The organism is Rhodococcus sp. 15-725-2-2b (assembly GCF_002259075.1).
In the GTDB taxonomy this organism is placed as follows: domain Bacteria; phylum Actinomycetota; class Actinomycetes; order Mycobacteriales; family Mycobacteriaceae; genus Rhodococcoides.
In genome coordinates this window covers 190003-204857 of sequence record NZ_NPFL01000004.1, presented here as the reverse complement: position 1 = coordinate 204857, position 14855 = coordinate 190003, and the positions used below count along the sequence as shown (strand labels likewise).

Annotated in this window: 12 protein-coding genes; 8 read left to right on the top strand and 4 right to left on the bottom strand. The window is 65.2% G+C overall.

All coding sequences use genetic code 11. From position 1 onward, the window contains the following. Positions 1 to 124 precede the first annotated feature (124 nt). Positions 125 to 3703: a transcription-repair coupling factor gene (gene mfd / locus CH306_RS02680; protein WP_235387239.1), complete on the top strand. Its 3579-nt coding sequence runs from the start codon at positions 125 to 127 to the stop codon at positions 3701 to 3703. A 2-nt stretch (positions 3704 to 3705) separates the two neighbouring features. Then, entirely contained in the window at positions 3706 to 4620 is a 915-nt protein-coding gene (locus tag CH306_RS02675; protein WP_094645610.1) for a MazG family protein, read from the top strand. Positions 4621 to 4658: 38 nt separating this feature from the next. Here CH306_RS02675 and CH306_RS02670 read toward each other — a convergent pair whose 3' ends face one another. The 4 genes from CH306_RS02670 to efeU form a co-directional block, all read right to left on the bottom strand. Then, complete coding sequence (locus tag CH306_RS02670) at positions 4659 to 5300, bottom strand: dihydrofolate reductase family protein (protein ID WP_094645609.1); 642 nt, start codon at positions 5298 to 5300, stop codon at positions 4659 to 4661. A gap of 205 nt (positions 5301 to 5505) precedes the next feature. Then, the gene (efeB, locus tag CH306_RS02665; protein WP_094645608.1) at positions 5506 to 6756 is read right to left on the bottom strand and encodes an iron uptake transporter deferrochelatase/peroxidase subunit; all 1251 of its coding nucleotides are present in this window, start codon (positions 6754 to 6756) and stop codon (positions 5506 to 5508) included. Beyond that, positions 6737 to 7876 carry an iron uptake system protein EfeO gene (gene efeO, locus CH306_RS02660; protein WP_094645607.1) on the bottom strand — a complete coding sequence of 380 codons (1140 nt, stop codon included), beginning with the start codon at positions 7874 to 7876 and terminating at the stop codon, positions 6737 to 6739. The genes efeB and efeO overlap by 20 nt, the downstream gene beginning before the upstream one ends. Before the next feature lie 14 nt (positions 7877 to 7890). Further along, on the bottom strand, positions 7891 to 8724 hold the full coding sequence (gene efeU, locus CH306_RS02655; RefSeq protein WP_094645808.1) for an iron uptake transporter permease EfeU: 834 nt from the start codon (positions 8722 to 8724) through the stop codon (positions 7891 to 7893). 228 nt (positions 8725 to 8952) lie between these two features. Between efeU and CH306_RS02650 the strand changes: the two genes are divergently transcribed. The 6 genes from CH306_RS02650 to CH306_RS02625 all read left to right on the top strand — a co-directional run bounded on the left by CH306_RS02650 (position 8953) and on the right by CH306_RS02625 (position 14833). Beyond that, positions 8953 to 9675: a lytic transglycosylase domain-containing protein gene (locus tag CH306_RS02650; protein WP_094615823.1), complete on the top strand. Its 723-nt coding sequence runs from the start codon at positions 8953 to 8955 to the stop codon at positions 9673 to 9675. 87 nt (positions 9676 to 9762) lie between these two features. Then, a complete protein-coding gene (gene eno, locus CH306_RS02645) occupies positions 9763 to 11049 on the top strand; it encodes a phosphopyruvate hydratase (protein WP_008718800.1) in 1287 nt (428 codons plus the stop codon). A gap of 34 nt (positions 11050 to 11083) precedes the next feature. Next, positions 11084 to 11797 (top strand): FtsB family cell division protein, encoded by a 714-nt coding sequence (locus CH306_RS02640; protein WP_256981019.1) that lies wholly within the window; start codon positions 11084 to 11086, stop codon positions 11795 to 11797. After that, the gene (locus tag CH306_RS02635) at positions 11794 to 12324 is read left to right on the top strand and encodes a DUF501 domain-containing protein (RefSeq protein ID WP_032395686.1); all 531 of its coding nucleotides are present in this window, start codon (positions 11794 to 11796) and stop codon (positions 12322 to 12324) included. The genes CH306_RS02640 and CH306_RS02635 overlap by 4 nt, the downstream gene beginning before the upstream one ends. Continuing rightward, entirely contained in the window at positions 12321 to 13265 is a 945-nt protein-coding gene (locus tag CH306_RS02630; RefSeq protein WP_094645605.1) for a Ppx/GppA phosphatase family protein, read from the top strand. The genes CH306_RS02635 and CH306_RS02630 overlap by 4 nt, the downstream gene beginning before the upstream one ends. Positions 13266 to 13381: 116 nt before the next feature. Beyond that, positions 13382 to 14833, top strand: coding sequence for a short-chain fatty acid transporter (locus CH306_RS02625; RefSeq protein ID WP_094645604.1), 1452 nt, complete (start codon positions 13382 to 13384; stop codon positions 14831 to 14833). Positions 14834 to 14855 lie beyond the last annotated feature (22 nt).

The following is a 14855-nucleotide window of genomic DNA, read 5'->3' as shown; positions in this document are numbered from 1 at the left end:
AGGAGCATTGCTGTTGTCTTCCGATTCTCTGCCTGCCATTTCTTCATCCGGGCCGGCCCCGATCGTTCCCGACGCGGCGCTGCAACTCTCGGGTCTGGCCAGCGTCGCGCTGACCGATTTGGCCATGGTGGCCGTCGCCGACGCGATCGGAACCGCCGAACACACACTCATCGGACCGCACTCGGTTCGCCCGTTCGTCGCCGCCGCGATCGCGCAGCACACGCAACTGTTGATCGTCACCGCCACCGGGCGTGAAGCGGACGATCTCACCGACGAACTCCGCCAGATCCTCGGCGGCGGCGTGGTCATGTTCCCGTCATGGGAGACGCTTCCGCACGAGCGACTCTCGCCGAGCGCCGATACCGTCGGTAAGCGGCTCGACGTGCTCCGACGGCTCGCTCGCCCCGGCGACACCGATTACGGCGATCCTCTGCGCGTCATCGTCACCACCGTCCGCTCGCTGGTGCAACCGATGGCACCCGGTCTCGGCGAAATCGAACCCGTGACCCTCAAGGTCGGCCTCGACATCGACTTCGACGGCTTGATCCACCGACTCGTCGAGTTCGGCTACCTGCGCGTGGACATGGTCGGCAAGCGCGGCGAGTTCGCCGTCCGCGGCGGCATCCTCGACCTCTTCTCGCCGACGGCAGATCACCCGGTCCGCGTGGAATTCTGGGGCGACGAGATCACCGAGCTCCGCGCGTTCGCGGTCTCCGATCAGCGTTCGTTGCCCGATCACGAGGTCGATCTCGTCATCGCTCCGCCGTGCCGCGAACTGCTGCTCACCCAGGAGGTCCGCGACCGCGCCGCGGTCCTCGCAGCCGACAACGCCGGCGACACCGCGTTGGTGGAGATGCTCGACAAGCTGTCCGCAGGCGTCCCGGTGGAGGGCATGGAGGCGCTGCTGCCGCTGCTGCAACCGGGTGAGTTGCAGTTGCTCGCGGACACCCTCCCCGCGGGAACACACGTATTGCTCTGCGATCCCGAGCGAATCCGCACGCGCGCAACAGATCTGGTCCGCACCGGGCAGGAGTTCCTCGAAGCATCCTGGACGGCGGCGTCGATCGGAGGAGCTGCGCCGCTCGATACCTCCACTCTCGATACGTCCAGCCTCGAAGGTGCGTCTCTCGATCTCGGTGCCTCGGCCTACCGTTCACTTCGACAGGTTCGCGAATCGGCGCAGGTGCACGGTCGTCCGTGGTGGACCATCAGTCCGTTGGCATCCGGCAACGGTGAAGAAGTCGAACTCGCCGTCGATTCGGTCCCGGAGGTGCGGGGATCCGAGGAGGCGCTGACGGCCCTGTTCGCAACGTTGCGGGCGCACATCGCCACCGGTGGTCGTGCGGTCATCTCCGTCGCGGGTGCAGGTACCGCCTCCCGCATCATCGAACGCCTCGCCGAGGCCGAAGTGCCTGCGGCACATCTCGATTCCGGTGCGGTCCCCGTCGCCGACGTCGTGAACGTACTGTGCGGATCGTTGCACGACGGTCTGGTGTTTCCCGACGCGAAACTCGTGGTCGTCACCGAGAGCGATCTGACCGGCAACCGCGTGGCCGCAGCGGGCGAGGGGCGCAAGCTCCCGGCGAAGCGTCGTAACCAGGTCGATCCGCTCGCCCTCGTCGCCGGCGACAGCGTCGTGCACGATCAGCACGGCATCGGTCGATTCGTCGAGATGGTCGAACGCACCATCGGCGGCGCCCGACGCGAATACCTCGTGGTCGAATACGCACCGAGCAAGCGGGGCCATCCAGGCGACCGACTCTTCGTCCCGATGGACTCGCTCGATCAGCTCTCGCGTTACGTCGGCGGCGAGCTGCCGGCTCTGAGCAAGCTCGGCGGGTCCGATTGGGCCAACACCAAACGCAAGGCGCGCAAGGCAGTTCGCGAGATCGCCGGCGAACTCGTGCAGCTGTACGCTGCTCGTCAGGCAGCGCCCGGGCACGCTTTCGGCCCCGACACCCCGTGGCAGCTCGAAATGGAAGATGCGTTCGGGTTCACCGAGACCGTCGACCAGATGACGGCCATCACCGACGTCAAGGCCGACATGGAGAAGGCGGTTCCGATGGACCGCGTCATCCTCGGTGACGTCGGGTACGGCAAGACCGAGATCGCGGTTCGCGCGGCGTTCAAGGCGGTGCAGGACGGCAAGCAGGTCGCCGTGCTGGTCCCGACAACGCTTCTGGCACAACAACATCTGCAGACCTTCACCGCTCGGATGGCGTCGTTCCCGGTGACGGTGAAGGGGCTCTCCCGCTTCACTCACGGCTCCGAATCCAAAGAGGTCATGGCCGGGCTGGCCGACGGAACGGTCGACATCGTCGTCGGTACGCACCGCTTGTTGCAGACCGGTGTGGCCTGGAAGGACCTCGGTCTGGTCATCGTCGACGAGGAGCAGCGCTTCGGCGTCGAGCACAAGGAGCACATCAAGTCGCTCCGGACCCACGTCGACGTGCTGACGATGTCTGCAACGCCGATTCCGCGAACGCTCGAGATGAGCCTGGCCGGAATCCGGGAGATGTCGACCATCCTCACTCCGCCGGAGGAGCGGCACCCGGTGCTCACGTACGTGGGTGCGTACAACGACAAGCAGGTGGCCGCGGCCATCAGGCGTGAGCTGCTGCGCGACGGCCAGGTGTTCTTCGTGCACAACCGAGTCAGCTCGATCGACAAGGCCGCCAAGAAGATTCGTGATCTGGTGCCCGAGGCGCGGGTGGCGACGGCGCACGGTCAGATGAACGAGGAAACACTCGAACGCACCGTGCAGGGCTTCTGGCAGCGCGAGACCGACGTGCTGGTGTGTACCACCATCATCGAGACCGGTCTCGACATCTCCAATGCCAACACGCTGATCGTCGAGCGATCCGATTCACTGGGCCTCTCTCAGTTGCACCAGCTGCGAGGCCGAGTGGGCCGTAGTCGCGAGCGCGGTTACGCATATTTCCTGTATCCGCCGGAGAAGCCGCTCACCGAAACCGCATACGACCGGCTGGCGACCATCTCGCAGAACTCCGATCTCGGTGCCGGTATGGCCGTGGCGATGAAGGACCTCGAAATCCGTGGTGCCGGAAACGTTCTGGGCGCGGAGCAGTCCGGTCACGTCGCAGGCGTCGGCTTCGACCTGTACGTGCGGCTCGTCGGTGAAGCGGTCGAGGCGTACCGCGCGGCCGCCGACGGCAAGCCCATCACCACCGACGAGGCACCCAAGGAAGTGCGCATCGACCTGCCCGTCGACGCCAACATCCCACCCGACTACGTCACCAGCGATCGATTGCGGCTCGAGGGCTATCGAAAGCTCGCTGCGGCAGCAGATTCCGAGGGCATCGACGCCGTCATCGACGAACTCGTCGACCGGTACGGTCCGCTGCCCGAGGAGGTCGGCCGCCTGGTCTCCATCGCCAAGCTGCGCCTGATCGCCAAGGAATACGGTCTGACCGACGTCAACGTCGCCGGAACGCAGGTGAAGCTGGCCCCCATGGATCTGCCCGATTCCAAGCAGATCCGCCTCAAGCGGCTGTACCCGAGTGCTGCGTACCGGGCCACCACCGGTGTGGTGCAGTTGCCGCTGCCGCGCGTCGAGGGCGGCGGCGTGGGGGCGGCGCGCGTACGCGACGTCGAATTGGTCCAGTTCATCGCCGATCTCATCCTATCCTTGGACGGGAAACCATCTCGGTCGGTGTTGCTGGAGCAAACAGTGGGGGTGTAGCGGTGACGGTAGTTCTGCTCGACCCGGTCCGTCCCACGCAGGTCCCGGTGGACGCCGTCGAATTTCTGGGCGAGCCCGTGCAATTCACCGAAGAAGTGCCGGTGCGAGTGCGGTGGCTGTTCTCCGGAACCGCTGCGCCCGACGCCGTCGACGCTGTTCTGGTGAGCACCGACCCGGCCAACCCCGACGTTCAGGAACGGATCGGGCTCGGCGAACGCATCATCGCCGCCGAGAAGCTCCCCGGTGACGACCTCATCGCGGCGGTCCGGTTGATGGATCGCCTGCGCACACTCGGCGGCTGGGAAGCGCAGCAGACCCACGAGTCGTTGCGCGGGTACCTGCTGGAAGAAACGTACGAGCTGCTCGACGCCATCGCAGCGGGCAACTTGGTGGACCTGCGCGAAGAACTCGGAGACCTATTGCTGCAGGTGCTCTTTCATTCCAGAATTGCTCAGGATGCTGCCGAGAACGCATTCGACGTCGACGACGTCGCTGCGGGACTCGTCGCCAAGCTCACCCACCGCAGCCCGCACCTCGGTCGAACGGGCAACGGCCCCATCGACATCGCCGAGCAGGAGCGAGCCTGGGAAGAGCAGAAGGCTTCGGAGAAGGCGCGCGGATCCTGCGTCGACGGAATCGCACTGTCTCAGCCGTCATTGGCACTGGCACAAAAGGTGATCGGCCGCGCCACCAAGGCAGGCCTGCCCGACGAACTGATTCCCGACGGCCTTCGCGTCGTACACATCGGAGTCGATCACTCGCACGGCGGAGACAGTGCCGAGGACCTGCTTCGGCGTCGGGTATTGGATTTTGCATCCCTGATCCGCAACGCCGAAGCCTCGGCCCGCAACGCCGGCATCGCGCCCGGGGAGATGTCTGCACTCGACTGGATCGAGCACTGGGGTCTGCGGGGCTGAGGGTTCCCATCCAACCCTCGTACCTCGATCCGGACCTGCTACCTGCGCCAGAACAAATGATGCGTGACGCCGCTGCTGCTGGGGATCACCTCGTGTTCGAATCTGTCGTTCAATTCGTCGGGTGAATCCCACAGCTTCAGGCCCGAGCCGAATTCGATGGGCGAGACGGCGATGTGCAGGGTGTCGACGAGATCGGCGTCGAGGAATTCTCGGATGCTGGTGACGCCACCGCCGAGTCGCACGTCCTTACCGCCCGCGGCCTCCTTTGCCTGTGTCAATACCTCGGCGGGCTCGCCATCGACGAAGTGGAACGTGGTGTCGGACAGTGTGATCGATGGTCGCGCGTGGTGGGTGAGGACGAAGACGGGGGTGTGGAACGGCGGTTCGTCACCCCACCAGCCCTGCCATTCGTGGTCGGTCCACGGTCCGCGTTGGGGTCCGAACTTGTTCCGGCCCATGATCTCGGCACCGATGTTGTTGGAGAAGTCGCGGGCGAGGTAATCGTCGAGTCCGCGACTGCCGCCCGAACCGGCGTTTCCAGGAAAGCTGGCGGTGGCGAAGTACCACCTCATCAGTGCCAGATGGTCCAGACCGAACGGGTTCTCGAAGCTCTGGTCCGGCCCCGCAGCAATTCCGTCGCTCGAGATGGTGAAGTTCTGTACCCGAACCAGCTGTCCCATGTGTGCTCCCGAAGTCGATGACGATGATGTACGACGTATGGACCGAGCCGACCGTACTAACTCACCGCCCGCCTGTGTCAATGGACCCTTGCAGCGGTCAGACGTGTGCAATGCGCCATCGACGCAGGCCGGGGTCGTGCGTGAATGGACCATTGCAGCGGCCAGACGCATGCAAGGGTCCATTGACGCCGACGCGGGGACCGGTCTACTCGAACAGCGTCGAACCCCAGTAGTCCGATTCTCCGACGCCGGGAGGGCAGGCGAATACCGCAGAACCCACGTGTTGGATGTATTCGTTCAGGGCGTCCTTGCGGGACAGGGCCAATTGCATCGGCACGAATTGGGTCAGTGGGTCGCGGCAGTAGGCGATGAAGAACAGTCCGGCGTCGAGGTGTCCGAAGCCGTCGGATCCGTCGGTGAAGTTGTATCCCCGACGCAGGATCTGGACGCCGCCGAGGTTTTCCTTCGATGCCAGACGCACGTGCGCGGTCTTGTCGATGAAGGTGCCCTCGGGGCCCTGTGACTCGAAATCGAGTGCGTCGAACTCGTCCTTCTGGCCGAGTGGCGCGCCGGACCCCTTGCTGCGCCCGATCACTCGCTCTTGTTCCTTGAGCGTGGTGCGGTCCCACGATTCGATGAGCATGCGGATGCGTCGGGCCACGAGGTAGGAGCCGCCTGCCATCCATTCCTGATCGTCCTCGGGGGCAACCCACACGTTCTCGTCGAGCAGCGTCGGGTCCTCGGCCTTGAGGTTGGCGGTTCCGTCCTTGAAGCCGAACAGGTTTCGCGGCGTTGCCTGGGTGGTCGAGGTGGAAGAGGTTCGCCCGAAGCCGAGTTGCGACCACTTCACCGACACCGTGCCGAACCCGACGCGGGCGAGGTTGCGGATGGCGTGTACGGCCACCTGCGGGTCGTCGGCGCAGGCCTGGATGCACAGGTCGCCGCCGGAGCGGCGGGGGTCGAGATTATCGGCCGGAAAATGTTGCAGATCGGCAAGTGACGCAGGTCTTTTCGATGCCAGGTCGAATCGGTCGAACAGAGAAGGCCCGAATCCGATCGTCAACGTCAGCGATGACGCGCTCAGGCCGAGGGCCTCGCCGGTGTCCGACGGCGGGTTGTACTGGCCACCGTCGACCGCGCCGCCGTCGAACGTTTCCTCGCCCTTGGTGAGGCGTTCGGCCATCAGGGTCCACTTTTTCAGCAGCGCAACGAAGTCGTCGCGAGAATCGGTGGTGATGTCGAAGGCGACGAAGTGCATACGATCCTGCGCCGGGGTGACGATTCCGGCCTGGTGGTCTCCACGAAATTCGACGACATCCGAGGTGGGCACCTCGGCGCCGGAGGCCGTCGCATGTCCGGCGATTGCGCCGACTCCGACGAGCGCGGCACCGGTCCCGACGGCGCCGAAGAGGCGCCGCCGGGAGAACTGTCCGGTCTTATTGTCCGGCAACGACACCCTGCACCTGGCTCACTTCGGCGGACAATGCGTCGATCTTGTTGGACAGTTCCTGACGCTGCGGTTCGGTCACGGTGTCGTAGGAGACGAAACCGTCGCCGCTGCGGTACTTGGCGAGTTCGGCATCGAGTTCGGCGAAGCGCGCGTCGATGGCAGTGCCCAGTTCGGCGTTGCGCTCGTCGAGGATCGGACGAACGGCGGCGATGGCGGCCTGCGAGCCGTCGACGTTGGCCTGGAAGTCCCACAGGTCGGTGTGCGAGAAGAAGTCCTCTTCACCGCTGATCTTGGTCTTGGCGACCTCGTCGAGCAATCCCTGCGCGCCGCCTGCCACCTGGATGGGGTCGATGGTGAAGTCGTCGGCCTTGATCTTGTCGGCGAGCTCGGTGATGTCGGCCTGGAGCTGATCGGCCATCGCGTTCGTGTCGGGCTGCAGGCCCTGCGTCCACAGATCCTTTTCGATGCGGTGGAAGCCGGTCCATTCGGCTCCGGGCTCCACGTCGGGCTCACGCAGGTCGATACGCGGGTCGAGATCGTCGGGGAAGCTCTCGGCGACGGGCTCGATGCGCTCGTAATAGCTACGCGCAATGGGGAACTGCGCCTTGGCCGCGGCCATATCTCCGCTCTTGACGGCGGTGACGAACGCGGTGGTGGTGTCCTGCAGTGCGTCGATCTGGCTGACGACGTAGCGCTTGTAGCCCGCCGCGGCCTCGGCGAGCAGCCCGTCCTCGCCCGCCGAGCGGACCGACTCGCCGGTCACCACGAAGTCCGCGCGCACGCCGTCGCCCACCATGCCTGCCTTGCATGCGGTTTGGTACGTGCCCGGGTCGGGAAGGGCGACGATGAGCTGACGCGTCAGGCCGGGTCCGATGTTCTCCACCTCACCCATGACGCGGTCACCCTCGCCGTAGACGTAGAACTCGGTGACCTTGCTGCCGTTGTTGGTGATCTGGAAGGTCGAGTTGCCGGTGGTGCCCTCGGATGCGCTCACATCGCAGGAGGAGTCCGTCGCGGTGACGGCGATATCGCCCGATGCGGCCTCGGTGGAGGACTTTTCGGTGCATCCGGCCAATGCCATCGGCAGAACCGCGACTGCGGCCAGGGCGAAGGTGGAACGACGCATGGTGGTGGTGCCTTTCAGGAGTTCTGAAGTACAGGCTCGGGAGCCGCGGGAACGCGGACCGGGCGGAGGAAGAGGAACAACACGATCACGATGTAGAGCACCCACGCGATCGCCTGGAAAACAGTGGGCTCGGGACGGAAGTTGAAGATGCCGCCGAGCACGGTGCCGTACCAGCTCGAGGCGTCGAAGTGAGCGCTGATGTCGAAGGCGACTGCGCTGCCGCCGGGCAGAATGCCGCCGATCTGCAGTGCGCGGATGCCGTAGGCGAGGATTCCGGCGGCCACCACGATCAGGAAGATGCCGGTGTACTTGAAGAACACGGCGAAGTTGATGCGGACGGCACCGAAGTACAGGAACACCGTCAGCACGGCGGCGACGACGATGCCGAGCAGGAGTCCGAGCAGTGGCCACAGGCTGCCGTTGGTGTTCTCGGCATAGCCGACCATCAGCAATGCGGTTTCGACGCCTTCGCGCCCGACGGCGAAGAAGGACAGCATGAGTACTGCGGCGGGGCCGACGGTGAGTGCTTTCTCCATGTTCGCCCGCAGTTCGCCGGAGATGTTCTTGGCGGCGGTGCGCATCCACAGCACCATCGCGGTCACGATGACGACGGCCACGAGCGAGGCGGCTCCGGCGATTATTTCGGCGGTCAGTCCGGTGACGGTGGAGGTGCCGTAGTGGATCACGAAGAAGATGGCGGCGACCATGGCGACGGCCAGGCCGACTCCGAGCCAGACCCACTTGAGCGCGTCGCGTCGTTCGGCTTTGACGAGGAACGCGACGAGGATCATCACGACGATGCCGGTCTCGAGCCCTTCGCGCAGGCCGATCAAGCCACTACCGAACATCTGGGTGGCGATCGACGGCGCTGAACCGGCGGCGAGAACGACTGTGGACACGGGTGATGCTCCTGTGATGCGTCGAACATTGGTACGCCTTCCCTCGCAAAGGGTAGGCGACCCTCATGAATGAAGGCTGACCAGAACATACACCCTGCAACCCAACCCGAACACGCGTTGACCAGGGGTTATCTCGGCCTTTAGCTTTCTATTACCTTGCGTGTGCAGGATGGAGTGGTGATCTCCCGTATCTGCGTGCTCGCCACTGCGTCGGTCCTTCTTGCATTGACGGCGTGCGGTACCGGCGAACCGAAACGCGAGATTCCCGAGGGCATCCCGCCCGGACCCGGCACGGAAGTGCCGGCCATCGACTTCAACGCGCCCGGACGCACGGCCGACTTGTTGCTCGCCTGGGCCGAACCCCAGACCGACGCGTTGGGCATCTCGGTGACCGCCTTGGCGTCGTACGGGCACGCTGCGGCGATCATGACCGAGACGGACGCCGACTGCGGAATCGCATGGACCACACTCGCCGGCATCGGCTACATCGAGAGTCGCCACGGCACGTACCAGGGCTCGTCGGTGGCACCCGACGGTCTCGTCGCACCGCCGATTCGCGGAATCCCACTCGACGGCGGACCGGGCGTCGCCGAGATTCCGGACACCGACGGCGGCGTCATGGACGGCGACACCGAGTTCGATCGGGCCATGGGCCCCATGCAGTTCATTCCCGAGACCTGGAAGAAATGGGGCGTCGACGCCAACGGTGACGGCGTCGCCGATCCGGACAACATCGACGACGCCGCGCTGACGGCGGCGCGTTATCTCTGCGCCCGCGGCGGTGATCTGCGAACGGCGCAGGGCTGGGAGAGCGCGCTGATGGCGTACAACCTGTCGGGTCAGTATCTGCGGGACGTGCGCGATCGAGCGGCCGCGTACTCGGTGGGCACCAGGCCGTAGATCTCCGTGCATCGCGGGAGGTACGGGGAAGCGGCTAGTCTTGCACCCGGCACAGTCCGCCGGTCCCCGTTACTAGGAGAAGCATTCGTGGCCATCATTGAGCAGGTCGGAGCTCGCGAGATCCTCGATTCCCGTGGCAACCCCACGGTTGAGGTCGAGGTCGCATTGGACGACGGGACGTTGACCCGTGCAGCCGTTCCCTCCGGCGCATCCACCGGTGAGCACGAGGCCGTCGAGCTTCGTGACGGCGGAGACCGCTACGGCGGCAAGGGCGTCGAGAAGGCAGTCAACGCGGTCCTCGACGAGATCGCACCGGCGGTCATCGGCCTCGACGCCATCGAGCAGCGCACCGTCGACCAGGCTCTGCTCGATCTGGACGGCACGCCCGACAAGTCTCGCCTCGGCGCGAACTCGCTGCTGGGTGTCTCCCTCGCCGTCGCCAAGGCCGCGGCCGAGTCCACCGGCCTCGAGCTCTTCCGCTACCTCGGCGGCCCGAACGCCCACATCCTGCCGGTCCCGATGATGAACATCATCAACGGTGGCGCACACGCAGACAGTGGCGTCGACGTGCAGGAATTCATGATCGCGCCGATCGGTGCGCCCACGTTCAAGGAATCGCTGCGCTGGGGTGCCGAGGTCTACCACGCACTCAAGTCCGTACTCAAGGCCAAGGGTCTGTCCACCGGCCTCGGTGACGAGGGTGGCTTCGCTCCCGACCTCGCCGGCACCAAGGCCGCCCTCGACCTGATCCTCGAGGCCATCGGCAAGACCGGCCTCAAGCCCGGACAGGACGTCGCCCTCGCGCTCGACGTTGCGGCCACCGAGTTCTACACCGCGGGCACCGGCTACGCCTTCGAGCGCGAGACCAAGTCCGCCGAGCAGATGTCGGCCTTCTACGGCGAGCTCGTCGACGCCTACCCGCTGGTCTCCATCGAGGATCCGCTCGACGAGAACGACTGGGACGGCTGGGTTGCCCTCACCGAGTCGATCGGCGACAAGGTTCAGCTCGTCGGCGACGATCTGTTCGTCACCAACCCCGAGCGTCTCGAAGACGGCATCGTCAAGGGTGCGGCCAACGCGCTGCTGGTCAAGGTCAACCAGATCGGCACGCTCACCGAGACCCTCGACGCCGTCGATCTCGCGCACCGCAACGGCTACAAGACGATGATGAGCCACCGGTCCGGTGAGACCGAGGACACCACCATCGCTGACCTGGCAGTTGCCGTCGGCAGCGGCCAGATCAAGACCGGTGCTCCGGCTCGAAGCGAGCGCGTGGCCAAGTACAACCAGTTGCTGCGTATCGAAGAAGCTCTGGGCGACGCGGCGCGTTACGCCGGCGAGTTGTCTTTCCCCCGGTTCAATTACGAGGGATAGCGAACAGGCACGTATGGCACGAAGTGGAGAGTGAATGATGGCACGGCGCGGCAGGTCCGGGACCAGTCCAGGTGGACGTGATCCCCGACCCCGCGGCCGGTCCTCCACATCGAGTCGGTCCAAGGCCGGGGGCGTCTCTCGCGAGGAGAACGCCTCCGGCCGGCAGGCCACCCCACCGGAACCCTCGGATCAGGCGCGCGACGCCGTGGTCGGCGGTAAGGCCGCGCCCCGGCGCGTCGGTGTTCGTCGACCCAAGATGCCCGAGCGGACGTTCTTGGGACTGTCCACCGGCCGGGCCGTCATCCTCGGTGTCGTGGTGTGCGCGCTGGCGTTGACGCTGGCCGTGCCGCTGCGCACGTATTTCTCGCAACGCAGTGAGCTCGAGTCCGTGTTGGCCGAGCGTCAGACCCTGCAAGATGAGGTGGACGCGCTCCAGACCCAGAAGTCTCAGCTCGACGAGCCGTCCCGCATTGCGGCCGACGCTCGCGAACGGCTGCGTTTCGTCATGCCGGGGGAGACGCCGTATCAGGTGCAGTTGCCCGGCGATTACTCGCCGAGCTCCGCGGACCTCGCCGTGGACAACACGCCGACGGGACCGTGGTTCACCGAACTGTGGAACACCGCCGTCCAGCCGCAGGGATCGAACGAACCCCCGGAGCCGACGTCCGCACCCATGCCACTCGTACAGCCAGAACCTGCACCGGCCGCGCCGGCGGTGCCAGAACCAGAAGGAGGACCGGTCGGGTGAATTCCTCGGCAGTCTCGCAGGAAGATCTCGATGCGGTCGCAGCGCAGCTCGGACGTGAACCGCGTGGCGTACTCGAGATCGCGTACCGATCTCCGGACGGCAGGCCGGGTGTGGTGAAAACCGCCCCGAAGCTGCCCGACGGCACGCCTTTTCCCACTCTGTTCTATCTGACGGATCCGCGGCTGACGGCCGAGGCCAGTCGACAGGAATCGGCCGGGGTGATGCGGGAGATGACCGAGCGTCTCGGTACCGATCCCGAACTGGCCGCGGCATACTTGCGCGCCCATCAGTCGTATCTGGCCGAGCGTGACGAGATCGAATCTCTCGGAACGGATTTCACCGGCGGCGGTATGCCCGATCGTGTCAAGTGCCTGCACGTGCTCATCGCGCATTCGTTGGCCAAGGGCCCGGGCGTCAACCCGCTGGGTGACGAGTCGGTTGCGTTGGCAGCAGAGAACTCGTTGCGCGGCAAGGCAATTCCGGCCGATTGGCCGACCATCGAAGAACTACGTGCGGAGAAGCAATGACCAGGGTTGCAGCAATCGATTGCGGCACCAACTCGATCCGCCTGCTCGTCGCAGACAACAACGGTAAGTCACTCGCCGACGTCGCTCGCGAGATGCGAGTGGTACGGCTCGGGCAAGGCGTCGACGCCACCGGAGCATTCGTGCCCGAGGCCATCGAGCGCACCCGCGTGGCATTGGTCGAGTACGCGGAGATCATTCGCAAGACCGGGGCCACAGCAGTGCGGATGGTCGCCACCTCGGCCACTCGGGATGCGTCCAATCGAGAGGACTTCTTCTCGATGGTGCGTGAGGTGCTCGGCAATGTCATCCCCGGTGCCGAGGCCGAAGTGATCACCGGCGACGAGGAAGCGCGACTGTCGTTCGCCGGTGCAGTCGGTGAACTCGACTCTGCCGCAGGGCCTTTCCTGGTGGTCGATCTGGGTGGCGGTTCCACCGAGCTCGTGCTGGGCGACGCCAAGGGCGTCAAGTCCGCGTTCTCGGCCAACATCGGCTGCGTACGCCTCACCGAACGGTTCCTGCACAGTGACCCGCCCACCGTCGACGAGATCAACGGTGCGCGTGAGTACGCGCGCGAGAAGTTGGCGGAGGCGTTCGAGGAAGTGTCGATCGGTGACGCGTCGAGCTGGGTGGGGGTGGCCGGCACGATGACCACCATCGCGGCCATCGCCAAGGAACTACCCGAGTACGACGCGGACGCCGTGCATCTTTCGCGAGTGCCGTTCGATCAGCTCTTCGAGGTGTGCGAGCGACTGATCGGCATGACGCATACGCAGCGAAGCGCGTTGGGCCCCATGCACCCCGGACGGGTCGACGTCATCGGCGGCGGTGCAATTGTGTGCAGCGTATTGGCCGAGGAGTTCGAGCGACGCGGTGCCGTGAGCTCGTTGACGGTCAGTGAGCACGACATTCTCGACGGCATCGCGATGTCCATCAAGATCTGATCTGCATTTCTGCAGAGGCGGTCTGCGGCGATGTCGGTTGCATCGCTGCGTCATTCGGTGAAGCCTTACAGGTGCTGTGGCCCACGTCACGGCTCCCTTCGAGGTGAGGACCACCGATGACGTCACCCGCCGAACAGGCTGCGGCCGACCAGGCACCGGCCGAGAAAGGGCTGGCCCGCGTAGCGCAAGCGCTCGCCAAGGGGACCGAGAAGTGGTTTCCCGACGCGTACATCTTCGCTCTGGTCGGTGTGGTGGTCGTGGCTGTCGCTGCGTTCGCGAACGGGTCGTCTCCGCAGAATGTGGTCGACGCGTTCGGAAACGGCTTCTGGGACCTGACCGCCTTCACCCTGCAGATGGCGATGGTCGTTCTCACCGGCTACGTCGTGGCCACCTCTCCACCGGTCGCCAGATTGATCACACGGTTGGCGCAGGTGCCCAAGAGTTCAAGCAGCGCAGTCAGTTTCGTGGCACTGCTGTCCTGCTCGGTGTCGTTCCTGAACTGGGGTCTGAGCTTGGTGTTCGCCGGTCTGCTCGCCCGAGCCATCGCGCGGCGGGACGACCTGAGGACGGACTACCGAGCACTGGGGGCTGCGGCGTTCATGGGACTCGGGGCCGTGTGGGCGCTGGGAATGTCGTCCTCGGCCGCGCAGTTGCAGGCGACGGCAAGTTCGCTTCCGGCGACGCTGCTTTCGGTCACCGGTGTACTCGACTTCGGAACCACCATCTTCACGTGGCAGTCGTTGCTGATGTGCGTGATCATCATCGTGTTGACGGTCGTCATCGCGCACGTGTCCGCTCCCAAGGGGGCCGCGATCAAGACTGCCGCAGACATGAAGGTCGATCTCGACGACACCGTCGCCGAGCCTGCTCCGCGCAGTCGACCGGGCGAGTGGCTCGAGTACAGCAGAGTTCTTCCGCTCTTCGTCGGCGCAATGACCCTGGGATGGCTTGTCTCCCAACTGTTGACGCTGCCGGTGCTGTCGGTGGTCAGCAGTCTCAATGGATACTTGTTGGTGTTCCTCATGCTCGGGCTCGTGCTGCACGGCACCCCGCGGCGCTTCCTCGATTCGGTCAGCAAGGCAGTTCCCGCGACGGCAGGGATCCTGGTGCAGTTTCCGCTCTACGCCGCGATGGCGGCCATGCTGACCAAAGCGGAGGGCAGGGGAGGCGTCACGATCTCCGAGCATCTGGCGACCTTCTTCACCGAGATCGGGTCCGGTGGAGGCTTCGCGGTGGTCATCGCGATCTACACCGTCGTCCTCGGACTCTTCGTTCCCTCGGGCGGTGGCAAGTGGCTGGTCGAAGCGCCGTACGTGATGCAGTCGGCGACCGACGTGCAGATGAACCTCGGCTGGACCGTCCAGATCTACAACGTGGCCGAGGCGTTGCCGAATCTGATCAACCCGTTCTTCATGCTGCCGCTGTTGGCCGTCCTGGGCCTGCGAGCGCGAGATCTGATCGGATTCACGTTCCTGCAGTTCATCTTCCACTTCCCGGTGGTCCTGCTGCTCGTGTGGCTCCTCGGTATGACCTTCGACTTCGTGCCGCCGGTCATTCCGGCCCAGTAGCAGCCCGATATGATCGTCACCG

What these genes read in the sequence shown, in the direction of transcription:
- mfd (WP_235387239.1), top strand. Translation starts at nt 125, where the DNA reads ATGGTGGCCGTCGCCGACGCGATCGGAACCGCCGAACACACACTCATC.
- CH306_RS02670 (WP_094645609.1), bottom strand. Translation starts at nt 5,300, where the DNA reads ATGGGACAGCTGGTTCGGGTACAGAACTTCACCATCTCGAGCGACGGA.
- efeO (WP_094645607.1), bottom strand. Translation starts at nt 7,876, where the DNA reads ATGCGTCGTTCCACCTTCGCCCTGGCCGCAGTCGCGGTTCTGCCGATG.
- efeU (WP_094645808.1), bottom strand. Translation starts at nt 8,724, where the DNA reads ATGTTCGGTAGTGGCTTGATCGGCCTGCGCGAAGGGCTCGAGACCGGC.
- CH306_RS02640 (WP_256981019.1), top strand. Translation starts at nt 11,084, where the DNA reads ATGATGGCACGGCGCGGCAGGTCCGGGACCAGTCCAGGTGGACGTGAT.
- CH306_RS02630 (WP_094645605.1), top strand. Translation starts at nt 12,321, where the DNA reads ATGACCAGGGTTGCAGCAATCGATTGCGGCACCAACTCGATCCGCCTG.
- CH306_RS02625 (WP_094645604.1), top strand. Translation starts at nt 13,382, where the DNA reads ATGACGTCACCCGCCGAACAGGCTGCGGCCGACCAGGCACCGGCCGAG.